Below are 25,367 nucleotides of genomic sequence, written 5' to 3'. Positions count from 1 at the left end.
TAAATAGACACCTGCTTAAGCTTATGCGGGTGAAGGGTTAATGCAGTTTCTTTTGATTTTTGGTTCAATAAAATCTGCTGGGAAAGGAGTTAAGAGGAATTTTTGAAACTGTAGAAGCGTTGAAATCTTCTAATTTTAAATTGGTGACTGGTAGAAGAACGAAGAGGAATATTTGGAACTGTAGAAGCGGAGCGTTCGCCTTTATCCTCGGATTTCTACCGCGAGAAGCGGTTCAAATCAGGAAATCTGAGGATAACAGCGATCGGAAGTCCAAATATTCCGCGTAGTGGCTGGTTACCAGAAGCCTAGTTAGAAATTTCGAAGAACCAGCGATCAAAAGTTCGAACATTCCTCGTAGTGACTAAAATCCAGCAAGCAAAGTGTTTTTAGGAGTCCAATCCAAAGAATAATGCAGACGCCAGCAGCATTAGCCTCTCTGTGTCGATGAGCCGAAATGAGAATTCACCCCGGACAAAAATCTCTAATTTTCACCTGATTTTAAGTCGAATTTATAGGGTACTGCAATCGCTTACAAAGTTTTAGAATTAAGGCATAGAGAGGAGGGGCTTTATGAAAGCGGACACAGTAACTGCTCAAATCCCGCCGGACACCCGAATGCGCAACAAAAAGCCTGCTTCAGGAGGACGGTTTTGGAGAAGCTTTAAGAATCAAAAGTATTTGTGGATGATGTCGATACCTTTTGTAATCTGGGCATTCGTCTTCAGTTATCTCCCATTATGGGGCTGGACGATGGCTTTTCAAAAGTACAAGCCCGCACGTGGCTTTTTTGAACAAGAATGGGTAGGTTTTGAACACTTTAAGACACTGTTCAGTGACTCGCAATTTCTTCTGGCGCTGCGTAATACGCTGGCGATGAGCGGAATGGGCTTGGTCGCAGGCTTTATCTTTCCGATAACGTTTGCAATATTGCTCAATGAATTGCGTCTTGGATTTTTTAAACGTTTTGCTCAGACCGTCTCGTATTTGCCTCACTTTGTATCATGGGTGGTTGCAGCAGGAATTGTAACTAAAATGTTATCTAGCGAAAATGGTCTTGTAAACGATCTCTTGTTAACAATTGGATTTATAGACTCACCTATCCAGTTCATGGCTCAGGGCCATCTCTTCTGGGGAATCGTTACTTTATCAGATGTGTGGAAAGAAACCGGATGGAATGCGATTATCTACCTTGCGGCCATCTCGGGTATTGGACCTGAACTGTACGAAGCGGCCCGAGTAGACGGTGCCAGCAGGCTCCGCCAGGTATGGCATATCACCCTTCCAGGTATCCGGCCGACCATTACAGTGCTACTCATTATGTCGATTGGTAATTTGCTGAATATCGGCTTTGAGAAGCAATTCTTGCTTGGAAACAACCTCGTTACCGACTATTCTCAGGTGCTGGATCTGTACTCTCTGAAATACGGACTAGGCATGGCGAGATATTCCTACGGTACCGCGATCAATATATTCAACTCAGTGATCAGTGTAATCCTGCTGTTTACGATTAATGGAATCTTCAAGCGTACAACTAAAGAGAGCCTTCTGTAACACAGAAGGCCCTTCTACCAATCGTGGCTGCAATATTGCCCTTTTCATGAAAGGAGAGCGTTACAGTGGGAAACACAGCTATCACCGGAAAGTCGTGGTCAGACCGGATCTTTGACTTCATAGTGTACTTTGTAATACTGTTCGTGGTTGTAATCACGATCTATCCGTTTCTGAATGTGCTTGCTATCTCGCTGAATGATTCAGTGGATAGTGTGCGCGGCGGCATCACCATTTATCCTCGGGAATTTACCTGGGACAATTACTTAAAAATCTTCAGTTTCGCAGGGCTGATCACCGGGTTTAAAATATCCGCTTTGCGGACAGTCGTCGGTACTTTGTTCGGTCTGATCAGTGCCTCGATGCTAGCATTTACGATCAGCCGTCCTGATTTTGCAGGCCGCAAGTTCGTCTCCACATTCTTGGCGATGACCATGTATATCTCTGGAGGAATGATTCCAATATACATGCTGATCAAGGATCTCCATATGATGAACAGCTTTGCAGTCTACGTATTGCCTGGATTGGTTAGTGCTTTTAATGTCTTCGTTATCCGCTCCTTTATTGACGGCCTGCCGTATGCACTGCAGGAATCGGCGAAGCTTGATGGAGCTAATGACTTTACCATCTACTGGCGTGTCATCCTGCCGCTGATGAAGCCGGCTCTAGCAACAATCGCGTTGTTCCTAGCGGTAGGTCAATGGAATGCATGGTTTGATACGTATTTGTATAATGGTTCAAGCCCTCATCTGACGACATTGCAATATGAACTGATGAAGGTTCTGCAGAGTACAACCAGTGGTAATGGTGGCGATTATCGCTCCAACATTGCTTCTCTAGCTTCGAATCAGGTCTCGCCAGAGTCTATCAAGATGGCGATTACGATTGTCGTAACCGTGCCAATTTTGTTGGTGTATCCGTTCATTCAGAAATATTTTGTTCAAGGTATGACACTTGGCGCTGTGAAGAGCTAATCACAGCTAACAGGGGAGCATAGTCTCCCCTAAGCTTTAAGAGTATTTTGTATCCGTTTTCTCTTCTTGTGGGAAGTTTTGGGATAAGTATTAACAGGATTTATCTGTGATACGATAGATAAACAATTTTAAGGAGGGTTTATGTAATGGGGAATAATAGAAAAATAAAAGCTAAAGCAACGGCACTTACACTTACTTCTATTATGATGCTCGGCATGCTCGCAGGTTGTGGTGGAAACAACGGCAATAACGCAGCTGGAGATGCAGCTGGAAATGCAACAAATAAGGGGAATGCAGCTAATTCGGCCAATGCGGTTGAGGATACTTCTCCGCTCACGATGACTTTCTTCAGTGCTGACCCTAACCCGAACTGGACAGGCATGCAAGATGAAGTAGGTAAAGTGATTACGGAAAAAACGGGAGTTACCTTGAATGCTGAATACGCGGTTGGTGACCCTGCTCAGAAAGTAGCGTTGATCGCAGCAAGCGGTGATTATCCGGATCTGATCAGTGCCAAGACCGACGTAAGCAAGCTGGTGGATGCAGGCGCAATGCTTGATCTGACAGATCTGATTGAAAAATATGCTCCGAACATCAAAAAAGTATTAGGCGAAGAAGGCATGAAACGCTCACGCTACAGTGACGATGACCACGCGATCTATGCTATCCCTACGTATGCAGGTGTGGATAACAAATACTTTGATGCTGGCGGCGGATTTGAATTACAGCACCGTGCTGTTAAAGAAGCGGGATATCCTGCAATTAAAACTGTCCAAGATTATGAGAACGTAATCAAGGCTTACCTAGAAAAACATCCAACCGATGAAAATGGTAACAAAAACATCGGTCTGACCCTAAATGCAGATGATTGGTACATGTACATTACAGTAACTAACCCAGCATTCACTACTACAGGATCTCCTGATGATGGTGAATATGCAATCGATATCGACACACAAGAAGTAACTTATCACTTCCGTCGTCCTGCTGAGAAAGAATATTTCCGCTGGCTCAACCATATGAACGATATCGGATTGCTTGACCCGGAAAGCTTCGTTCAAAAGTATGATCAGTACAAAGCTAAAATCGCTACCGGCCGTGTTATTGGTTTGATCGACCAAGACTGGGGTTATGGCGATGGAGAAAGAGCATTGAAAGCTGAAGGTAAGCTGGATCAAGGATACGGACACTATCCAGTAACCCTGTCTGAAGAGTACAAAGAAACTTCCTTCTGGCCTACAGGCTTTATGGGTGGTAACGGCATTGGGATCAGTGTAGATGCTAAAGATCCAGTACGTGCAATTAAATTCTTAGACTACTTAGCTTCCGATGAAGGTCAAGTATTGGTTAACTGGGGTATCGAAGGCAAGCATTACAACGTAGTTGACGGCAAACGCGTCATTCCTGAAGATGTGAACAACCGTAAATATAATGACACTACCAATTTCCAAAAAGAAACAGGACTTGGCAATGTCGGATCAAACTACGCTCTGCTTAGCGCTCACTATGGTGACGGCGTATTGGATCCAACTGGAAACTACTATACAACTCGTTTCCCTGAGCAAGTAACAGTAGGCTACAATGCAGTTGAAAAAGAAACACTTGCTGCTTATAAAGCAACAACTTGGAAAGACCTCTTCCCAAATGAAGATGAATTCAAAGTTAAACCTTGGGGCGCGGCATGGAACATCACGATTCCTGGGGATAGCGAAATTGTCGTTCTCGACAACAAGCTGAAGGATATCAGTTGGAAACGGATTCCTGAAGCCATCTTGTCCAAACCAGCTGATTTCGACAAAGTTTGGGATGCTTACATGGCTGAACTGGATAAAGCTGGTGTGACGAAAGCTGAAGATTTACGTGAAGAGCTGGTTAAACAACGCGTGAAACTTTGGAATGAGTAATTATTGAATTAAGGTTAATAAAATAAAAGCATGAAGATGGCGGGAAGTCCGAACGAAAGTCCGGGCTTCCCGCCGATTTCTTTTCATCTGTAATTATAGGATAGGAGGAATATACGTGGAAGAAAGTAAGAACACTGGGGTGCATGATCTCTGGTATAAGCAGCCGGCGGCTGAATGGGAAGAGGCACTGCCCGTGGGTAACGGCCGTTTGGGCGGTATGATCTTTGGTGGAACGGAAGAAGAACTAATTCAACTAAATGAAGACACCTTGTGGTCGGGCTTTCCGCGGGATACAGCTAATTATGAGGCGCTGCGCCATTTGACTCCGGCCAAACAATTAGTGGCAGAGGGGAAATACAAGGAAGCGGAAGCACTGGTAGATTCCAAAATGTTAGGCAGACGGACTGAATCCTATCAACCGCTCGGAGACTTGCGAATGAAGTTCAATCTTGGTGGTCCTGTAGAGGATTATCAGAGGGGGCTTGATTTGGATCAAGCGCTTGCTACGGTATCCTATACTGCTGGGGATGTAAGGATTGTGCGCGAAGTTTTGGCCAGCAGACCAGACGAACTTATGGTCATTCATATCCGTGCAGAGGGGAAAGAGGGGCTGGGTATTTTGCCGGATTTCTCAGTGGCTCTGACTTCGCCGCATCCTTTCCGACTAGAGATCACTCCGGATGGCTCGCTGATGATGACCGGTCGTGCTCCATCGCATGTGGCTGATAATTATGTAGGAGATCATCCGCGTGCCGTATTATACGAAGAGGGGCTTAGCATAAGTTTTGCCGCTGCAATGGAGATCCGTACAGATGGCGGCAAATGTAATGCTGAGAACGGCATGTTGTCGGTTTCAGGTGCGCGCTCCATTACGATCCGCCTAGCTGCAGCAACCGATTTTGTCGGGTATGACCGGATGCCAGGAAGCGGCGGTAAGCTGCCTTCGGAGTTGTGCCTAGAGCAATTGGCTTTGTCCTCTAATGGATATGCAGAGCTGAAGCAGCGCCATCTAGAGGATCATCAGTCCTTGTTCCGCCGCGTGGAGTTGACGCTTGCACCTTCGTCCTCCCGGATAGAGCTTCCCACGGATGAGCGACTAGCACGGTACCAGGAGGGGCAGGCAGATTCTGCGCTAGAAGCGCTGCTGTTCCAGTATGGCCGCTACCTGATGATTGCTGGCTCACGACCGGGGACGCAAGCTCTGAATTTGCAAGGGATCTGGAATCCCTATCTTCAGCCGCCATGGAACAGCAATTATACGACTAATATAAACACTGAAATGAATTATTGGCCAGCCGAGTTATGCGGGTTGGGTGAATGCCATGAACCTCTAATCGATTTTATTACGGAGCTTAGTATGGCTGGCAGCCGTACAGCAAATATTCATTATGGCGCACGTGGCTGGACGGTGCATCATAATACAGATTTGTGGCGTATGACGTCTCCGTCAGACGGCAAGGCGATGTGGGCATTTTGGCCAATGGGAGGCGTTTGGCTCTCTCGCCAATTGTGGGAGCGTTACGCTTTCCGTCCAGATGAGGAATATTTGCGAAACACAGCTTATCCTTTGTTAAAGGGAGCCGCGTTATTTTGTCTGGATTGGCTGGTAGAACTGCCTGATGGAAGCTGGACAACGGGTCTGTCTACCTCACCGGAGAATGTATTCTTGACTGCTGATGGCACGCCATGCAGTGTTTCAGCTGGCTCAGCTATGGATTTATCGCTGATCGCTGAGCTGTTCAAGCATTGCATTCAGGCTGCTGAGATTTTGAATACCGATGCCCAGCTGAGGCAGGAGCTACGCCAGAAACAGGAACGACTCGCTCATCCTGGGATTGCACCGGACGGACGTATTCGTGAATGGAACGAGGATTTTGCTGAACAAGAGCCTGGGCACCGCCATGTCTCTCATTTGTATGATTTATATCCCGGGAATGTAATTAGTCCTTCCTCCACACCAGAGCTAGCAGAGGCGGCAGCGTTATCGCTTAAGAAGCGCTTGGAAGGGGGGGGCGGACACACGGGCTGGAGTGCAGCCTGGCTACTTAATCTATATGCGCGTTTGAAGGATGGAGAGAGTGCGTATAGCTGTTTACGTCGTATTTTGCAGGATTCAAGTCTGCCGAATTTATTCGGTAATCACCCTCCATTTCAGATTGACGGTAACTTCGGAACTACGGCCGGAGTTGCTGAGATGCTCTTGCAGAGTCATCAGGAAGGGCTTGAATTATTACCCGCTCTTCCAGAAGAGTGGTCTGAAGGAAGTGTGAAAGGCTTGGTAGCCCGAGGCGGCTTTATCACAAATATAGAATGGCGTGAGGGACGCTTAACGAAGGCGGAACTGACCTCGACGCATGGACAAATATGCAGAATTTACAGTCACCAGCCTTTGCTCATTCAAAGTCCCGATGGTTCACGAATAGGGATAGAGATGGAATTTGAAACCGTTATAGGAGAGACCTATATCATTACACCGCAAAGCGAATAAAACACATCGTTCTAGCATATAGGCTGTTCTCAGAGTAGAATTATTCTACAGGGAGCAGTCTTTTTTTGCCTAAACGCTCATTATCTATTAAATGGTAGGGTTCATTACAAGTCTATAGGAGCCGGAGGAACGGAATATATATGTGGAAAAAACGCTTCACATTAGTAAAGATCATTCTGGGAGGAGTGATTATATTCGCTGCTATTCCACCGATGATTTATTGGGGCTGGGGTCATGCTTATGCGGCTTCGAGTTCACCCACCCTTCGTTCTGTAAATGAAGTAGCGCAGAAGCTAACGGGTGCAATGAACAACCGCAGGGAGACCATTACTTTTACTTATGAGAGCAAAGCTTCAAATTTGAAAACGAAAATACAAGCGGCTCTGGATCAAGCGATGGCTAGTGACCCTTATTTGTATTACATTATAGACAGCTACGGATATACTTATCGAGGAAGCGCAAGCTCTGTAAAAGTTACGGTGGAAGTGAAATATTTGGAGACGCTGGAGCAGACGGCTTTTGTAAACAAAGAAGTGAAGGCTGCGCTGAAGAAGATCATAACGCCGGGCATGAACAATCATCAGAAGGTGAAGGCTATCCACGATTGGGTTGTGCTTCATCTGAAGTATGACACTTCGTATCGTAAATATACGGCTTATGAAGGATTGAAGAGTGGCAGCGCCGTTTGCCAAGGGTATTCGCTGTTGACCTATAAGCTGTTAAAGGAGGCTGGATTCACGAATAAAATCGTTGAGGGTACAGCCAAACAGCCTGGAGGACGTAGCCAGTTGCATGCCTGGAATCTTGTGCTGTTAGATGGACGGTGGTATCATCTCGACACGACTTGGGATGACCCGACACCTGATAAAGCAGGTGTGGTTAGCACTGCATACTACTTGAGAACGGATGCGCAGATGCGTCAGGACCATAGCTGGACGAAGTCTTATCCGGCAGCTTCTGTAGGTTATCATAAGACCTTGTCTGCGCTTGTGGAGCGTGGAGGACAGAATGCGGCTGTCTATAAACAGCTTCAGAAGGATCTCAATTATGAGCTATATGCCGAGGAGCTAATTGTACGTTCGGTAGGAGATCTGACTCGGCTAGCAAATAAGGCAATTGCCTCCGGTGAGGTGTCTATATTATTCCGTTATCAAGGGAGTGGGACCAAGCTTAAGAATGACCTGCAGGAGCTATATAAGCTTGGACTAGAGGATGTATCTTACTCCAGTTCTGCTTTTGACAATACGGGCGATCTCAAAGTGTTTGTGACTTGGGAATAGATTTATATAATAAAAGGAATATCCCAGAAGCCTGAATGGCTGCGGGATATTCCTTGATTTTTAATGGTTCTTGTTTGTGAGTTTCTTTGTGTGTTACTTCATTGATGCCTACAAACTGGATTACTACCGATTAACAATTGGGGAAAATATCCCTAAAATTCAGCGATTTCAGCTCTTAAGACTAATAATCAGGGAATTCCTCCCTGAAATTCACCCTATTCGGTGGTAAATATAGAATTCACCCAATTATTAGGGAGGAATTCCCTAATTCCATTCAATTAAAGAGCTTTCCATCTACTTTTAGGGATATTTTCCCTAATTCCTCTCACCTAGCTTTGCTGCAGGGAACGCCAAAAATGAAGGAGCTAAGCGTCTACAGACTGCTTAGCTCCTTCATTTGCATTTTAACAATATTTTACCACTCAGGTTGCTCAAAGTTACTTTTGGGTCTATTTTATTCTGGGTGAGTACTTAGGTCGCATTTATCCAAAGGAATAATATTACTCTTCTGGAACCAGCGATAGCCGACCCAGATCAAGACAAACAGCGGCAAGCTGATATAGGAAACGGCGATACCATACCAGTCGATATTTCCACCTGAGAAGGCGCCCATATTCTGACCGAGGATAGCTACAATACAAAGTCCTAAGGCAAAGATAGGTCCGAATGGGAACCATCTAGCTCGGTAAGGTAGTTCATCTAGCGAATGCCCTTGTGCTATAAAAGCACGTCTGAAACGGTAATGGCAGACCGCAATACCCAACCAGTTAATAAATCCGCACATACCAGAGGCGTTCAGTAGCCAGTTATATACGGCACCGTCACCAAAGAATGAAGCGAGAAAGGCGAGCATTCCGACAGCCGTAGTTACTAGCAAAGCGCCAACAGGGACACCACGGCGATTGAGCTTACCCAGTGCGCGCGGAGCCATGCCATCCTTAGCCATTGCATACAGGACACGGGTGGAAGCATACATTCCAGAGTTCCCTGCCGACAGTACAGAGCTGAGAATGACGGCATTCATTACGGATGCAGCAATTGCAAGCCCGGCTTTATTGAACACGATCGTAAACGGACTGACTCCGATGTCATCGATGCCTCCACGTAGAAGATCTGGATTCGTATAAGGAATCAACATTCCGATTACAAATATAGCAAGGATATAAAAGATTAATATACGCCAGAATACTTGGCGGATCGCAATAGGGACGTTGCGGCGTGGGTTCTCGCTCTCACCAGCAGCAACGCCGATTAGCTCGGTACCCTGGAAGGAGAATCCGGCTGCCATAAAGACCCCGACGAAGGCGAAGAAGCCACCGTGGAAGGAGCTGCCCCCGATTTGGAAGTTACTGAAGCCTACGGCTTCTCCACCCATAATGCCGAATATCATGAGGACACCGACAACGAGGAAGGCGATAACGGTAATGATTTTGATAATGGCAAACCAATATTCTGATTCCCCGTAGCCACGAGCAGATAGGAAGTTTAGGCCGAACATCAGCAGTAGGAACACCAGACTCCAGAGAAAGGAAGGGCTGTCCGGGAACCAATATTTAATGATGACGGTAGCCGCTGATAGCTCTGCTGCAATCGTAACCGCCCAGTTATACCAGAAGTTCCAGCCGATGGCGAAGCCAAAGGCGGGGCTGACGAAACGAGTGCCGTAGGTACTGAAGGACCCGGAGTCCGGTAAATAGGTGGCGAGCTCCCCAAGACTAGTCATGAGAAAATAAACCATTACACCCACTGCCGTGTAAGCTAGAAGCGCTCCACCAGGTCCTGCTGAAGCGATCGCGCCGCCACTGGCTAGAAACAGACCCGTACCAATAGATCCGCCAAGCGCGATCATGGTCAAATGTCTTGCTTTGAACGATTTTTTTAGCGCAGGCTGATTTATGTTGCCTTGCGCTGGGTTTTGCTGATTGCCCTGCATGAATATGACACTCCTTATGATCTAATCTTACTGTTCATGAACGGGGAGTGCTGAGCTGCTGACTCCCGCAAGGCGGGAGGTATACTTCGTGATTTCCAGAAGGTTATGGATGACTGTACGAAACATACAAATTCTGTAAACGCAAAGAAGCCACAAACTATGTCTGCGGCTTCCATCTATACAGCTCCGCATCATACTCCCTGTGAAGATAGCGCAACACACTGCAGTCTGCTACTTACGCAGGCTGTACAATGTGACAGTTCCGTGCCTTTCGGCAACGGCCCCAGCCTGCACCGCTGTAAGAGCTACAGCGCAAGCTTCGGCGGATATTCCTTTCGTCGTGATTCATAGACGGCTCTAACGTCTCCACACGCGTACTCTTTATATCCGCGACCTCTACCTCATCTTAGTATGACGAGGCTATCTTTACTTCATTCATTTATAAACAACAGGAATTAGTATAAAGCAAGTTTACTTCTCAAAGCAATGACAAAATCAGGTACTTCCATGTTAATTACGACGGCGTTCTGACATCTGCTGCCATACGGTGCCTGCTGCGGCTTCACCTGAGGCGATACGCTCCAAAGCCATCTTGGCCTGAAGGCCAACCTCGAACTCTGGATCATCTGCTGCAAGTGTGAGCGCATCTTGAGCTTCGGATGTGCCAACTTCATAGAGAAAACGAGCTGCGCGCCAGCGGACAAGCTTGCTCTTATCTGTTAGCGCCGCCGTCATCACTGGCGTGGCGGCAGGATCGCCGATGTCGGATAGCGTATCGCCAGCCGTACGTCTTACGGCTGGGGCGCTGTCAGCCATCGCCTCATAGAGCAGCTCCATCGCCTCAGGCGTGCGAAGGTCGCCTAGATACACGACCGCAAGCCTGCGAATATGCAGCTTGGGATCGTGTAGCGCCGCCTTAAGCTCCGGCAGGAGCTCCGCCGTCGGCGTAAGATCCTCTAGCGCGGCGTAGCGCACGCGCCAATCCTCATGCTTCAGGTCTCGCAGCAGCTCATCCTGTGTGCGAGTTCGTCTTTGCTCGACGAACTCACCTTCGGCTCCGTGCGCAATGGCTTGCTGCACGAGGGAGTCGAGGCGTTCCTGCGGATACGCTGCCTCGATCTCTTGCTCGACCTCGCGTGCAATGTCCGCGGGCTCGCCATAACGCACACCGTAATCAGTGAGCTTGCGCTCTTTGATCATCACGGCGCTAGCCACATCCATAACCGCTTTAGTAAAGCGGTTAGCTAAGGATATGCGCTCTTCATTCGCGCCCGTTTTGACGCGAATTTGCATCGGAATTCCGCGGAATAATTGGACGAAGACTTGCGCTTCCCCAAAATGAGCACCGGCATTCTCGTCAGCTAGGCTCCAATCTCCAGTTACACCTTCGCTGTTAGCGAAGCGGCTTTGAACTTCTCTTAGAATGGCTGCCCAATCGGCATTGCCTTTGCGCTCAAGTGCTGCGAAGTCAGCAGCATGATAAATGCTAATAACGCCCGGTATCGTTAACATTTCACGTGCCCAGGCAGGTGCGGAACGCTCACTTTCTGGAGTATAGGTTCTGCGAATTCCGGGTTCTAAACTTTCGTCCAAATGTAGCTTCATCGTATTTGGACTTGGAGTCGGTTCAATAAAAGTAATCTTCATACGTAGCTCCCCCTTGAACGGTATATGCACCGCCATACTTTATACACATATTATCTCATTTCTGGTGTGAAACCAAAAGAACTCTTCTATTATTTCGCTAAAGTCTGCAATTGTGAGGAATAAAAGGGCGAACCTTTACCATGCTATTTGTATATTTTGCAAAATACGCTGCTGTTCAATATAGTTGTAGTATATTCGCTAAAGAAAGGTTTGCTCGGTAAACTTCTGTAGAAGAGGTGTTGTATGCCTAAAACTCGTTACCATAACGTCGATAATGTAAGTACCGATAAATCATTAAAGGAATTTCGCCAGTGGCGTGAGGAGCGTCGTCGCAAGAAGAAGGACTATTCATATGTTGTACCGAATACGCCGCCCAGATTATCTTATCTGTCTGAGAATCGATTGGAGTCTACCATTACGTGGATTGGGCATTCAACATTTTTCCTTCAATATGAAGGGATGAATATCATTACAGATCCCATCTGGGCGAGAAGGCTGGGCTTTGAGAAAAGACTGGGACAACCTGGGATTCCACTTAGCGAAGTGCCACCGATTGACCTGATTCTGATTTCGCACTCTCATTATGACCATTTGCATATTGCCTCTATCCGCAAATTATATCGGGCAGGGACAACGCTTGTAGTTCCAGTTGGTCTGAAGCGAAAAATGCTTCGCAAAGGGTTCCACAACTGTGTGGAAATGGAATGGTGGCAGGAGATTAAGCTAGGTAAGATCAAGCTTAGTTTTGTGCCTACCCAGCACTGGACGCGGAGAACGCCATGGGATACGAATACTTCTCATTGGGGTGGGTACATCTTGGAGCCCGCTGATTCCGGAAATCAGAAGTCTTCTCCGAATCTTTATTTCGCTGGGGACAGCGGTTATTTTCCTGGCTTTAAGGAGATCGGAAGTCGTTATAAGATCGATATCGCGCTTATGCCGATTGGGGCCTATGAACCGGAATGGTTCATGACCTCTCAGCATGTAAATCCTGAGGAAGCCATACAAGCTTTCCTAGATGTAGGGGCGGAGACCATGATTCCGATGCATTACGGTACCTTCAGACTTGCTGATGATACCGCCCGGGAAGCACTGGATCGCATGGAGAACGCCCGAGTTAAACACGCGATTTCGGAGGAAAGAATTCGTACACTCGGTTATGGAGAAACACTGGTCGTACAAAAGGAGAATCGCACATCTGGGGAATAATTGAAAAAATTCCTCCTTAAAAGTTGTCGCCGTAAAACAGTTGGAATAAGTTTCGTAGGAGAGAGATCAGCTTAAATGCCTATTTCACGGGATTTTTGCACTGATTTTATGCTATAATGAGCCGAAACCCTAAAGTGAAAAGGATGGTAATGCGTAATGATTAGCACAAGCGGCGTAACACTCCGCTACGGAAAACGCGCTCTCTTCGAAGATGTAAACATAAAATTCACCCCTGGTAACTGCTATGGTTTGATTGGTGCCAATGGTGCTGGTAAATCAACCTTTCTGAAAATTCTGTCTGGGGAGATTGAAGCGAACACGGGTGATGTTCATATAACACCAGGTGAACGCCTTGCAGTTCTGAAGCAGAATCATTTCGAGTACGATGAATTCCCAGTACTTGAAACAGTAATTATGGGTCACACTCGTCTTTATGAAATCATGAAAGAAAAGGACGCGCTTTATGCGAAGTCTGATTTCACGGAAGCAGATGGTCTACGTGCCGGTGAGCTTGAAGGCGAATTTGCAGAACTTAATGGCTGGGATGCAGAGCCAGATGCGGCGGCTATGCTGATCGGTCTTGGCATTATGCGTGAACTGCATGATAAGAAAATGGCCGAACTGAGCGGCAATGAGAAGGTACGGGTACTCTTGGCACAAGCCTTGTTTGGCCGTCCAAACAACCTCCTGCTCGATGAGCCTACCAACCACTTGGATCTAGAATCGATTGGCTGGTTAGAGAACTTCCTCATGGATTATGAAGGTACTGTTATCGTCGTATCCCATGACCGTCACTTCCTGAACAAAGTATGTACGCATATTGCGGATATTGATTTTGGCAAAATCCAGATGTACGTTGGTAACTACGACTTCTGGTACGAGTCCAGTCAGCTTGCTCAAGCTTTACAGCGTGATTCGAACAAGAAGAAGGAAGACAAGATCAAGGAACTGCAAGCCTTTATTCAGCGTTTCTCGGCCAATGCTTCCAAGTCTAAACAGGCGACTTCTCGTAAGAAACAACTCGAGAAAATTACGTTGGATGACATTCGTCCATCTAACCGTAAATATCCGTTCCTCAACTTCAAACCTGAACGTGAAGCAGGTAAGCAGCTTCTGACGATCAGCGGATTGACCAAATCGGTTGAAGGTGAGAAGGTTCTTGATGAAATCAGCTTTGTAGTTAACAAAGGTGATAAGATTGCTTTCGTGGGTCCTTACTCCCAGCCTAAATCACTTCTATTTGATGTGATCATGGGTGAGCAGGAAGCGGATGCGGGTGAATATGCGTGGGGCGTCACTACAACTCAAGCTTATTTCCCAAAAGACAACTCCAGCTATTTCGATGGCGTGGACTTGAATCTCGTAGAATGGCTGCGTCAGTATTCTAAAGATCAGGATGAGACGTTCCTGCGTGGATTCCTTGGACGGATGCTGTTCGCCGGAGAAGAAGCACTGAAGAAAGCGAGTGTATTGTCCGGGGGCGAGAAGGTTCGCTGTATGTTGGCGAAGATGATGCTGAACGGTGCGAACGTGCTTGTATTCGATGAGCCTACCAATCACTTGGATCTGGAATCCATTACGGCACTGAATAACGGACTGATTGATTTTGACGGGACTATTCTCTTTACTTCCCATGACCATCAGTTCATCCAAACGATTGCTAACCGTATCATCGAGATCACACCTACAGGTGTAATTGATCGCACGATGACTTACGATGAGTATTTAGAGAATCCTGAAATTAAGGAAATGCGCCAACGCATGTATCCTGTAGAAGTATAATATTTACTTTCCGTTATGCGGAAGGAACCCGTTAAGCAGCTACTCTAATCCTGATAGGATTAGGGTAGCTGTCTTTATAATTTCGATTTTGAAAAGGTAACGGTAGGTGAAGCATGTGGACAGAACTATTTTTATTATGCGGCATGGGGAGACCGAGTTTAATACGCAAGGTCGTTACCAAGGCCAATTGGACTCACCTCTGACTGAGCATGGAATGGATCAAGTCAGACAAATGGGTAGGCTGCTTCGTTATTCGGTGGAGCATCCCTCCGAATGGAAGGTGATTTCAAGTCCACTTGGGAGAGCGCTGCAAAGCACACAAATTTTGTGTGAAATCTTAGGTTATGATTTCAATGAAATAGAAACGGATTCTAGGTTAAGTGAAGTTTCCGTTGGTTCTTGGTCAGGGCTAACGCTCAAGGAAATTGAGCAGGGCTGGCCAAATAGTCTTGAAGATACGACTATGTATGATTGGTATTTTCGTTCACCAGATGGAGAGAGCTATGAAGTGGTTCAGGAGCGTGTCACAGACTGGCTGGATAGCTTGTCCTCCACTCCGCGGGTCATTGCGGTTACACATGGATTAACAAGTAGAATTCTACGGGGAGTATACGCTGGGCTTACAAGACAGGAAGCCTTATCACTTGAGGTTTCCCAAAGCGCATGTTTTCAGTTGTCTAATTGTACAATAAAGAGAATCAGTTATGAATTTGATGAGTTCTAGCCCATCCTTTAAGGCAGACGAACGCATAAAAGGCTGCGTTGTCCCTGAGGGATGCGCAGCCTTTAATGTTTATAAAATAGTACTAGGATCCGCCGGTACGACGGCGTTGGTTGTTAGGCTTTTTGTTATTCTGACTTTTTAGTGGTTTAGCGGATCCGGCCTGAAAAGTTGATCCAGGTTTGGAGGAAGATTGTTGTTTCTTCTGCTCCAGCTTTTGCCGGATAGCTTCAGCTAAATTGATTTTTCCTTTTTCATTGTTTTCGCTCATTATGATAACCTCCTTTGAAGCAAGTCCTTCACTTTATTCTAATTGTTTTTAAATGCTGCTACAAGGGCAAGAATAATTGAAAGAATTCTTTTCTAACAAAACAGAAAACGAGGAGATAGCCAAAATGGTTGATATTTACGAAGATATACGTAAAGGCGAGCGTGGCGCTTGGGTTAGCATAGCGGCTTACCTCATTTTATCGACTTTCAAGCTGGTTAGCGGTTATCTATTCGCCTCTAGTGCATTGGTCGCGGACGGAGTCAATAATTTAACTGACATCGTAGCATCTGCAGCCGTGTTGGTTGGTCTAAAGATTTCGCGGAAGCCACCTGACTCTGACCATGCTTATGGACATTTTCGGGCAGAGACAGTAGCTGCATTGTTGGCTTCTTTTATTATGGCGGTAGTAGGTATTCAAGTGATTGTGGAGGCGGTGCGGTCCTTTTTCGATCGTGCAAAGGAAACCCCGCAGCTATGGTCTGCTGGTGTGGCTCTAGTGTGTGCAGTAGCAATGATGGGAGTATACATATACAACAAAAGGCTGGCTAAGCAGATAAATAGTAGTGCACTCATGGCAGCGGCGAAAGATAATTTTTCCGATGCTATGGTTAGTATAGGTGCGGCTGTTGGGATTGTAGGTGCCCAGTTCGGACTGCCATGGATTGATTCTGCGGCGGCAGTAGTTGTCGGACTGATTATCTCTAAGACGGCATGGGATATTTTTCGTGACTCGACCTACCGGCTTACGGATGGCTTTGATGAAGATAGATTGATGGATCTACGTAGTACGATTGCTCGAACACCGGGAGTAGAGGGGATTAAAGATGTGAAGGCACGGGTTCATGGGAATCATGTACACGTGGATGTTGTAGTGGAGGTAGACGCGAATATTACAGTGGTGGAAGGTCATAGGATCAGTGACTCCATTGAAGAGAGAATGAGCAAGCTACACAATATTATGAATGTACAGGTGCATGTGGAACCTAAAGATTAAATTTGAAAAATTCTATTTTAAGGAAAAAACAAACATATTTAAGGAGGATTCAAGACTTTAGTCCTGTATTTTACCATAAAGTGGCATGATTATATGTGCAATTTGGAGCATGTTCCAAATCCCGGGCAAGCCTATAATGAGGGCATAAAGGAATGTAGTTCACACCTTTGTTGAAATCTCATCATGGTATTGGGGGAACGTATGATTAAATCACATAAGCAATTAACAGCATCCTTATTGGTTTCAGCTGCAATTGTTGCAGGTTTAGGAGTATCTGCTCCTGGAAATGCAGCAGCAGCCTCAAGTCCATCGAATTCAGTTATGGCAGCAGCAGCCGGTCAAACAGCGGTCATCGAGGCAAGTGTTCGCCTTCGCAGTACACCTTCTACAAGTGGAGAAGTAGTGAAGTATTTGCAAAAAGGAGATCAAGTGCAGATTGTGGCACAACCGAATAGCTATTGGTATCAGGTGAAAGCAGCGGATGGATCCGTAGGCTATACTAGTACAGATGATAAGTATATCAGCGTAAATTCATCTTCAGTAGGTACACCAACAGCACCATCAGCACCATCAGCACAAACGGGAACCATAAAGTACGGAGTGAATCTTCGAACTGCGCCTTCTACAAGCGGAAAAGTACTGAGACTTCTGAAGAAGGGGGAACAAGTACAGCTTCTGGCACAGCCTAACAGCTCCTGGTATCAAATTCAAACCTCTGATGGTAGCATTGGATATATAAGTTCAAGTGATCAATATACTTCGTTCGCTAATAATGGGGGGACTGGGACGGTAACGCCGACACCAACGCCGCCAGCACCAGTACCACCTATTTCTACACCTGGGGCTTCTGCCCAAATCGAGAGCGTAATCTCAGCAGGTATGGGCTATCTGGGTACACCTTATGAGTTTGGTTCCAGCAGATATGATACAAGCACTTTCGATTGTTCTGATTTTATCCGGCAAATTTTCATGGATGCTGTGAATTTGAAACTGCCTGCTGATTCCCGTCAACAGGGAGATTGGGTGAAATCGAATAGTACGGTAGTTACGTCTACTTCCGGTTTGAAGCGCGGCGATCTAATGTTCTTTATGGATTATAAAGGGAACTCCGCTTCAGCGTATGAAGGGATCGACAAATCTAAGGCAAGAATATCGCATGTTGCTATGTATCTAGGAGATGGACAAGTTCTCCATACGTATTCCGTAGCTTCAGGCGGGGTGAAAGTAGATAAATTAAGCGCTTCTTGGACGAATCGTTTCCTCTTCGGGGGATCGGTCATCCGATAATTATATAGGTATACAGAAGCGGCAGCATCGCATGTTTGTGACGGGTGAACAAAGGCGGCGTAAGCGCAAAAGCTACCCCCTCAGTAGAATGATCTACTGAGGGGGTAGCTTTTTGTAAATATAAGAATTTATATGTTCCGTTCTATAAATTATCTTTATATTTCTCGCTTAAACACTTGCCGTCCTTATAGGGACGCCGAAGGCGTTTATGCTTGTTATCATCTTTTTTATACTAATTACATAGTTACATTGGCAGCAACAGGAACCTTTACCCACGCTTTTCCTAGCCAAGTGTAGATTTCTCTCCATTCATTGCCCCAAGTATCCGTAATCACTTCACCTGTGGTATCAAGCGTTTGAGCGCTAAGCCAGCCTGCGGGAATCATACTGCCAACTGAAAAGTGGAAAGCTGTTTTTTCGGTTAGAACAATTTGTGGTGTGGCTGGAGTAATATCCGATGGGGTAATGATCGTTTCAAAAGATGTTGTGTAAGTGCTTCCAGTTCCGGGCGTAGAATCTGTAGTTGTCCCTGTTACCTCAGCGGCTGATGCTGTAGCTGCTATTGAAGCCATAAGTCCCAAGGCAAGTGTAATGCTGGCGAATTTTTTCATGTTAAGTTCCTCCTCATTATGATCTAACTTCAAAACTTTTTCTTATTTTCTCAAGTGACATCTGTGTGGGAATGACCTATACTTTCTGCATGATGAATAAGATATATGGATAGATATGGGAGGAGGCTACATCGATCTACCTCTGCGTCCCGTGAAGAGGGAAACAACAAACAGAACCAAGAATACGAAGAATAGTATCTTTGCAAGACCAGCAGCGGCTGCTACAAGATTGAAGAAACCAAAGATACCAGCGATTACAGCTACAACTAGCAGAATTGCGGACCATTTTAACATTACATATCACCTATCCTTTTTTTGATTTGTAGTCATTGTATAAACGGGGACTTTGATTCTGAAACAAAGGGGAGCAGGGAGTTTTGACAACGCTCGACAGATTGTTTCGGCATATGGTAGTAGGGGTAACTATGCAGTATACAAGGCTGATTAGCCACTATTTATGAGATTTGGAAGGGGTTATGAATATGATCATTGAACTTAGTGTAGCTCTCGTTGCTATCGCATTCGCAATACTTGTTTTCTTTCTAATTAAGACTTTGCAGTCAGCGAAGCAATCCCTCGACAAAGTAAGCCAGACCTTGGTGGAAGTGCAGAAGACGATGGATGAACTGACTTATGAAGTGAAGACTACAGTCAGACATGCAAATGAAATTACCGCTGATGTACAGAATAAAATTCAGAAGATTGATCCTGTCATAGATTCTGTGAAGAATTTGGGAGAAGTTATGAATGAGTTAACCTTAACCGTTAAGCAAGTTTCAGTAACTGTGATTGAGAGATATCGTAAATCACATGAACTGAGGGAGAAGCGTAAGGGGGTATCCATAAAAGAAGCTCCGCTGACTCCAGCTGAGGAACGTACGGTAAACTCTTATGATGCTGTTAATAACGAGAAAGCACCGGGGAAAATAGCTACTGTGTTAAAAAGTGTAGATGTAGCTGCAACTCTTTGGAAAAAATTCCGTCATTAAAGTTAAGGCAGCAAGTCCTCTGTAAATGGCGGCTGCAGATAAGAAAGGTGGGATAACAACATGAACATTATCATACTCTTGTTTAGTCTACTTTCCCCATACTTTGATGCGTCTCCACAGTTGACGCCTTTCTCGACTTTTAGTGATCAGCCTAAGACAGTTCTTACATTTGAACATTCCTCAGAAACGAGCCCTGCTATAAATCAGTTTGATTCACTGCAAGGTGTTGCTTTATATGCTACGAAGGAAGAATTGCTTCTGGCCAAGGGCAATCCGCTGGCGGTAACAAATGATCCATTGCAAGGGACAGAGGAGTACCAATACGCAGATGTAACAGTGGGTGTTGGTGAGGGGTTTGTACTGTATGTGCATGTCTCACCTTCTCAAGCACAGCAGTTTGGGCTACAGGTAAATGGGGTGGGAATTGATCCCGTGAAGGATAATGTGCAATCGACCTTGGGTAAACCGTATTTTATTGCCGAAGATGGTGATGTATATATGAGAGGAAACAATGCGCTCAAAATATATCGAAATTTGGCAGGTGAATTTGAAGGTATTGATTTATTTGATAGTATTTCTTCTTAATATGTTTCACTTTTGATCATTTTGGTTAATAAACAGAGGCTGTCTTTACCATAGAGTAACCTCCCGAACCACTACATGTAGTGGTTCGGGAGGTTACTTTGCTGAAGGCGTAAATGAACCTATTACTATATTTACATATATTAAAAATAGAAATAACACATTTAAATAGCGTATGATATAGGTAATGAGTCGCAGAATTTTACGTTCGTAATACTATTCGTGTGAGGTGAAGATGATGAGAATCTTAATCGTAGATGACAATCCGACTAATGTTATCATTATCCGTGAAATCCTGAAAAAAGAAGATTACCGAAATTTCGTAACCGCATCCTCTGCAAAAGAGATGCTTACACGGTTGGGTATCGGTTCTGTGAGTGAAGATGGACGTCCTCGGATGTCAGATATCGATCTGATTTTACTGGATATGATGATGCCGGAAATGGATGGAATCGAGGCATGTCGTGTTGTACAGCAATACGAACACCTAAAGGATATTCCAATAATAATGGTTACAGCTGTTGGCGATTCCAAGAAGCTGGCAGAAGCACTGGATGCAGGTGCAGTAGATTATGTTACGAAACCCATTAACAAAGTGGAGCTGATGGCCCGAATTCGGCTCGCGCTGCGGTTGAAGCGAGAGAAAGATTGGCATAAGGAACGAGATCAGCGAATTCAAGAAGAATTGAGACTGGCCGCACTTGTTCAGAATGCTGTGTTGAGCTTGCCTCTTCAGGAAGAGAATTTTGAGGTCAATGCCATCTATCAGCCATCCTCTGAGCTTGCCGGTGATTTATACGCGTGGTACCCCCTTGGTGATGGCCGATATGGCGTGATCCTGCTGGACATTATGGGACACGGAATATCGTCATCTCTTTTTTGTATGTTTCTTGCTTCTGTGTTGAAGGACACGGTAACTACGTATGTAGAGCCGGAAAAGGTAATTCAGGAGCTCAATCGAAGGTTTAATCAGCTCTATATTGAGAAAAAGCTGATCCAATACTACTTTACGACCATTTATCTTGTGATAGATACCCGTATGAAACGTATTGACTACGTCAACGCCGGGCATCCACCTGCGCTATTTTTTGAAGGTGTGGCTAAGACTCCAGTCATGCTGGAAAGTAACTGTCACCCAGTAGGTTTGTTTGAACGGATTGATATTCAGCCACAGAGCTTAACCTATGAAGATGAAGGGCATCTAGTTCTTTATACAGATGGTCTATTGGAACTGGTTGAGGGCGAACAAGAAGAGCAGCTGAAATTTATGATTCAACATTTAAATGTTGAACATGAGTGGAACGAAGAAGCTATTCGAGCTGCTTTTTTCAATGTTGAGGTTCCTAAAGAGCGTGATGATGATAAGTGTATTGTGTGGATCTCACTGAAGAAGGGAACAGATAGAGAATGAAGATAAAGGCTAAACTCTTAATTGGCTTCAGTGCCATGTTAGCGATTATGCTTGCACTTACGATGATAGGATACGACCGCTTAAATTATATGAATAACCAACTGGAAGGGTATCAGGATAGATATATGAAGGGGCGATCTTCTTCGGGGATGCGTGGAGAAGTCAATGATATGGCGCGAATATTGACCACGACCATGTTAAGTGCAGATGCATCATCGGTAGAATCTCAAAAGAATGAGATTAATAAAAAGATTACTAAAGCGAATGAGCACTACGAGAAAATAAAAGCATCGATGACTAGCGCTGAAGAAATGCAAATGGTTGGTCAAATAGATGATGCGTACACCACTTATTTAAATTATCAGGAAAAGGTATTGAAACTGCTATCGGCTGGTTATTTTCAGAATGCTAGCACGTATTCCAACACAGAGGGACAAGCGATTCAGAATGCCGTGTTAAACGCTCTGAACAGTCTCTCTGATTATAATGCTTTTATTATGAATGAAGAGAGTACGAAGGCCAACGAAGCTTATAAAAGTTCGACTCAGATGGTAGTTCTAATGATGATTATGGGCTTACTTCTCGGACTTGGAGTGGTTCTATGGATCATCCCAAGCATCACTCGGGGGCTTAATGTCGTTTCGATGATGATTACCAGCTTTGGCAACGGTAGAGTGAGGGCCATACGGCGTATAAAGGTTACTACTAAAGATGAAATTGGTGAGGTTGCTCTTGTCTTTAAGAAAATGGCTTTAGATCTTGAACAGAAGCAGGAAATGGAACAGGCCTATGCGCAAGCGCAGAATGACCAATCCTGGCTGAATGCGAATGTTGCTCGGGTGACGGAACTATTGCGAGGTGTTAGCTCCTTGGATCAGGTCTCACAGACCTTCATCAATGAGTTTACCCCTGTGCTGGGAGCACAGTTCGGAGCTGTATATTTAAAAGATGCCAATCGTCCTGATTTTTTACGAAGCAGTGGATATTATGCAGTAGATAATGATAAGAAACCTAAGGACGGGTTTGTGATTGGTGAAGGGCTTGTAGGGCAAAGTGCGCTCGATATGCACCCGATCAGACTGGAGAAAGCTCCTGAAGACTATTCATCCGTTAAGTCCGGATTCGTGGATGCACAACCTGGATATATTTCTATCCATCCGCTTATTTTTGAAGACGAACTGCTAGGCGTAGTAGAATTTGCTTCATTCCAACCTTTTAGCAGTTTGAAAAATGATTTGCTGCAACAACTCGCTAATAATTTAAGTATTATTTTTAATAATATTAGCCGTCGTTTGATCGTGGAGAAGTTGTTGCGTGATTCACAAGCTCTTACGGAAGAGCTGCAGTGTCAGTCGGAGGAATTACAGACTCAGCAAGAGGAATTGCGTCGTTCCAATGAGAACTTAGAAGAGCAGACGGATGCGCTTAAACGTTCGGAAGAACTACTCCAGCGTCAGCAGGAAGAACTGGAGCATTATAATACGGAACTTATTGCCAAGACCCGCGCTTTAGAGGAACAAGTGCAGGAGGTTGAAGAGAAGAAAGACGAAATTGAACATGCAAAAATTCAATTAGAGAAACAGGCCAAGCAATTATCCGTTACTAGTAAATATAAATCAGAGTTCTTAGCGAATATGTCTCATGAATTGCGAACTCCGCTCAACAGTCTCTTGATTCTGTCGCAGCTACTTACGGAGAATAAGGATGGCAACTTGTCAGAGAAACAGGTTGAATTTGCACATACGATTTATATGTCAGGTGCAGACTTGCTTAAGATGATTGATGAGATTTTGGACTTATCCAAGGTTGATGCTGGCAAAATGGAACTGAACCAAGAAGAAATTAAATTAACGGAGCTGAAGAGCTTTGTGAAGCAGAATTTTGCTCCGCAAGCGCTCAAAAAGGGACTTTCTTTAAAAATTACCTTTAACGAGCCACTGCCAGATAGTGTCATTGCCGATGGTCATCGGTTGAAGCAGGTGTTAAGAAATCTGCTTTCTAATGCCTTTAAATTTACGATGGAAGGATTTATTGAGTTCTCGGTTAGTCAAGCAGATGACAATCTTATTCCGCTAGATCTGCCAGGTGAAGTTGAATATATTGCTATTGCTGTAAAGGATAGCGGAATTGGTATTCCGGCAGACAAAACTGATATTGTGTTCGAAGCCTTCCAACAGGTGGATGGAACTACCAGCCGTAAATTTGGGGGGACAGGCTTAGGTTTGTCCATTAGCCGTGAGTTAGCACGTTTAATGGGTGGAGCTATTGTACTGGAATCCCGTGAGGGCCAAGGTAGTACCTTTACTATGTATTTGCCAGTTATAGGGAATTATATTAAGCAGCAACCTGCAGTAATAGAAGCTGCTGCTTCTAGAGAAGATGCAACCTTCGAGGGGTATATTGGAGATATACTTCCAACCCTTGTACCAACGCAGGCTCATGCACCTATCCCACAATTGGTGATCGATGATGATCGTGATCAATTAACTGCAAATGATAAGGTTTTACTTATTATTGAAGATGATGAGAGCTTCGCAAAAATACTGCTGGATATGGCTCATGGCCGCAACTTCAAAGGACTGGTAGCCCTCCAAGGGGATACCGGATTGCAGATGGCGAAGACTTATTTACCAGATGCGATTATTCTTGATATTCAGCTGCCGGTTATGGATGGCTGGACCATCCTTAGAGAACTAAAGAGTGCATCACAGACTCGCCATATCCCTGTCCATGTCATCTCTGTAAATGATGAAGTGAAGCAGGGGCTTATGATGGGGGCAATGGCTTATTTAAGAAAACCTTCTTCTAGAGAGGCGCTAGAACGGGCTTTCTCGCAAATCGAGAACTACACCTCCAGTACGTTGAAGTACTTGCTGATTGTAGAGGATGATGAGATTCAACGTCGATCGATCATGGAGTTGATCGGTCACGACGATGTGGCCATAACCGCAGTTTCAACTGGCGGGGAAGCACTGAATGAGCTGCGGAAGCAGAGATATGATTGTATGGTTCTAGATTTGATGCTTGAGGATATGACAGGCTTCGATCTGCTGGATCAGATTCGTGATGATGAGGAATTAAATGATCTGCCTATTATTATTTATACGGGTAAGGATTTGGATGGCAAAGAAGAGACGCAGCTGCGTAAATATGCGGAATCAATCATTATCAAGGATGTACGTTCTCCAGAGCGGTTGTTGGATGAGACAACATTGTTCTTGCACCGGGTAGAAGCAAATCTTCCGGAAGATAAACGTAAGATTCTGCAGAAGCTTCATAATAAAGAAGAATTGTTCGAAGGAAAGAAAATACTGCTCGTCGATGATGATATTCGCAATGTCTTTGCGCTCTCCAGTGTACTCGAAGAGTATCATATGGAAGTGAAGTTTGCGGAGAATGGACGCGAGGCGCTGGAAATGCTGGTAGAGCAAGAAGATTTCGATCTTGTATTAATGGATATGATGATGCCGGAGATGGACGGATATGAGGCTATGCGCCGGATCCGCGAGATGCCGCAGTATCAGAAACTCCCTATTATTGCGCTCACCGCCAAAGCTATGAAAGAGGATCGTGCCAAATGTATTGAAGCTGGAGCCTCCGACTATATGAAGAAGCCAATCGCAACAGGTCAACTTCTATCTTTAATGCGAGTCTGGCTGTATTCGTAACCTCAATATTGGGGTAATACTTTAAAAGAACTAACAAAAAGCCATTCTTCAAAAGTACGGCGTGTTGA

The 25,367-nt window shown here is 45.1% G+C and carries 19 protein-coding genes and 1 riboswitch; of the genes, 14 read left to right on the top strand and 5 right to left on the bottom strand.

From position 1 onward, the window contains the following. The first annotated feature begins 615 nt into the window (after nt 1-615). The 5 genes from NYE25_RS17235 (at nt 616) to NYE25_RS17215 (ending at nt 8,194) form a co-directional block, all read left to right on the top strand. Nucleotides 616-1,551 carry an ABC transporter permease gene (locus NYE25_RS17235; RefSeq protein WP_256716397.1) on the top strand — a complete coding sequence of 312 codons (936 nt, stop codon included), beginning with the start codon at nt 616-618 and terminating at the stop codon, nt 1,549-1,551. A gap of 65 nt (nt 1,552-1,616) precedes the next feature. After that, a complete protein-coding gene (locus NYE25_RS17230) occupies nt 1,617-2,522 on the top strand; it encodes a carbohydrate ABC transporter permease (RefSeq protein ID WP_042191881.1) in 906 nt (301 codons plus the stop codon). A 146-nt stretch (nt 2,523-2,668) separates the two neighbouring features. Then, nucleotides 2,669-4,426 carry an ABC transporter substrate-binding protein gene (locus NYE25_RS17225; RefSeq protein WP_076285489.1) on the top strand — a complete coding sequence of 586 codons (1,758 nt, stop codon included), beginning with the start codon at nt 2,669-2,671 and terminating at the stop codon, nt 4,424-4,426. A gap of 115 nt (nt 4,427-4,541) precedes the next feature. Continuing rightward, the gene (locus NYE25_RS17220) at nt 4,542-6,914 is read left to right on the top strand and encodes a glycoside hydrolase family 95 protein (RefSeq protein ID WP_341146459.1); all 2,373 of its coding nucleotides are present in this window, start codon (nt 4,542-4,544) and stop codon (nt 6,912-6,914) included. Between the two features lie 140 nt (nt 6,915-7,054). After that, a complete protein-coding gene (locus tag NYE25_RS17215; protein WP_339243509.1) occupies nt 7,055-8,194 on the top strand; it encodes a transglutaminase domain-containing protein in 1,140 nt (379 codons plus the stop codon). A gap of 454 nt (nt 8,195-8,648) precedes the next feature. Here the strand turns inward: NYE25_RS17215 and NYE25_RS17210 are convergent, their stop codons facing one another. Both NYE25_RS17210 and NYE25_RS17205 read right to left on the bottom strand, forming a co-directional pair. After that, a complete protein-coding gene (locus tag NYE25_RS17210) occupies nt 8,649-10,127 on the bottom strand; it encodes an amino acid permease (RefSeq protein WP_341146458.1) in 1,479 nt (492 codons plus the stop codon). A 201-nt stretch (nt 10,128-10,328) separates the two neighbouring features. Continuing rightward, a riboswitch (Lysine riboswitch) is annotated at nt 10,329-10,534 on the bottom strand. Between the two features lie 103 nt (nt 10,535-10,637). Beyond that, a complete protein-coding gene (locus NYE25_RS17205; protein ID WP_042191874.1) occupies nt 10,638-11,774 on the bottom strand; it encodes a virulence factor in 1,137 nt (378 codons plus the stop codon). A 243-nt stretch (nt 11,775-12,017) separates the two neighbouring features. Here NYE25_RS17205 and NYE25_RS17200 point away from each other — a divergent pair, with 243 nt between their 5' ends. The 3 genes from NYE25_RS17200 to NYE25_RS17190 all read left to right on the top strand — a co-directional run bounded on the left by NYE25_RS17200 (nt 12,018) and on the right by NYE25_RS17190 (nt 15,489). Further along, the gene (locus NYE25_RS17200) at nt 12,018-12,983 is read left to right on the top strand and encodes an MBL fold metallo-hydrolase (RefSeq protein WP_076285485.1); all 966 of its coding nucleotides are present in this window, start codon (nt 12,018-12,020) and stop codon (nt 12,981-12,983) included. Nucleotides 12,984-13,139: 156 nt separating this feature from the next. After that, nucleotides 13,140-14,765 carry an ABC-F family ATP-binding cassette domain-containing protein gene (locus tag NYE25_RS17195; RefSeq protein WP_042131056.1) on the top strand — a complete coding sequence of 542 codons (1,626 nt, stop codon included), beginning with the start codon at nt 13,140-13,142 and terminating at the stop codon, nt 14,763-14,765. Between the two features lie 115 nt (nt 14,766-14,880). Further along, entirely contained in the window at nt 14,881-15,489 is a 609-nt protein-coding gene (locus NYE25_RS17190) for a histidine phosphatase family protein (RefSeq protein ID WP_076285588.1), read from the top strand. An 82-nt stretch (nt 15,490-15,571) separates the two neighbouring features. Here NYE25_RS17190 and NYE25_RS17185 read toward each other — a convergent pair whose 3' ends face one another. Further along, on the bottom strand, nt 15,572-15,757 hold the full coding sequence (locus NYE25_RS17185) for a hypothetical protein (RefSeq protein ID WP_042191867.1): 186 nt from the start codon (nt 15,755-15,757) through the stop codon (nt 15,572-15,574). A 124-nt stretch (nt 15,758-15,881) separates the two neighbouring features. Between NYE25_RS17185 and NYE25_RS17180 the strand changes: the two genes are divergently transcribed. Both NYE25_RS17180 and NYE25_RS17175 read left to right on the top strand, forming a co-directional pair. Next, entirely contained in the window at nt 15,882-16,751 is an 870-nt protein-coding gene (locus NYE25_RS17180; RefSeq protein ID WP_042191865.1) for a cation diffusion facilitator family transporter, read from the top strand. Between the two features lie 201 nt (nt 16,752-16,952). Next, a complete protein-coding gene (locus NYE25_RS17175) occupies nt 16,953-18,038 on the top strand; it encodes a C40 family peptidase (protein WP_341146457.1) in 1,086 nt (361 codons plus the stop codon). 236 nt (nt 18,039-18,274) lie between these two features. On the opposite strand, the gene NYE25_RS17170 is transcribed toward NYE25_RS17175, so the two are convergent. After that, the gene (locus NYE25_RS17170; protein WP_076285483.1) at nt 18,275-18,649 is read right to left on the bottom strand and encodes a hypothetical protein; all 375 of its coding nucleotides are present in this window, start codon (nt 18,647-18,649) and stop codon (nt 18,275-18,277) included. Nucleotides 18,650-18,775: 126 nt separating this feature from the next. Then, a complete protein-coding gene (locus NYE25_RS17165) occupies nt 18,776-18,943 on the bottom strand; it encodes a DUF1328 family protein (RefSeq protein ID WP_042131050.1) in 168 nt (55 codons plus the stop codon). Nucleotides 18,944-19,131: 188 nt separating this feature from the next. On the opposite strand from NYE25_RS17165, the gene NYE25_RS17160 reads away from it, so the two are divergent. From NYE25_RS17160 to NYE25_RS17145, 4 genes are all read left to right on the top strand, one after another. Then, complete coding sequence (locus NYE25_RS17160; protein ID WP_076285482.1) at nt 19,132-19,638, top strand: DUF948 domain-containing protein; 507 nt, start codon at nt 19,132-19,134, stop codon at nt 19,636-19,638. Nucleotides 19,639-19,698: 60 nt separating this feature from the next. Beyond that, complete coding sequence (locus tag NYE25_RS17155) at nt 19,699-20,223, top strand: hypothetical protein (RefSeq protein ID WP_341146456.1); 525 nt, start codon at nt 19,699-19,701, stop codon at nt 20,221-20,223. A 235-nt stretch (nt 20,224-20,458) separates the two neighbouring features. After that, entirely contained in the window at nt 20,459-21,631 is a 1,173-nt protein-coding gene (locus tag NYE25_RS17150; protein WP_076285480.1) for a SpoIIE family protein phosphatase, read from the top strand. Beyond that, a complete protein-coding gene (locus NYE25_RS17145; protein ID WP_076285479.1) occupies nt 21,628-25,299 on the top strand; it encodes a response regulator in 3,672 nt (1,223 codons plus the stop codon). Before NYE25_RS17150 ends, NYE25_RS17145 begins: the two co-directional genes overlap by 4 nt. Nucleotides 25,300-25,367 lie beyond the last annotated feature (68 nt).

It is taken from the genome of Paenibacillus sp. FSL E2-8871, assembly GCF_038000345.1.
In the GTDB taxonomy this organism is placed as follows: domain Bacteria; phylum Bacillota; class Bacilli; order Paenibacillales; family Paenibacillaceae; genus Paenibacillus_AQ.
This window is presented reverse-complemented; position numbering and strand designations above follow the sequence as displayed.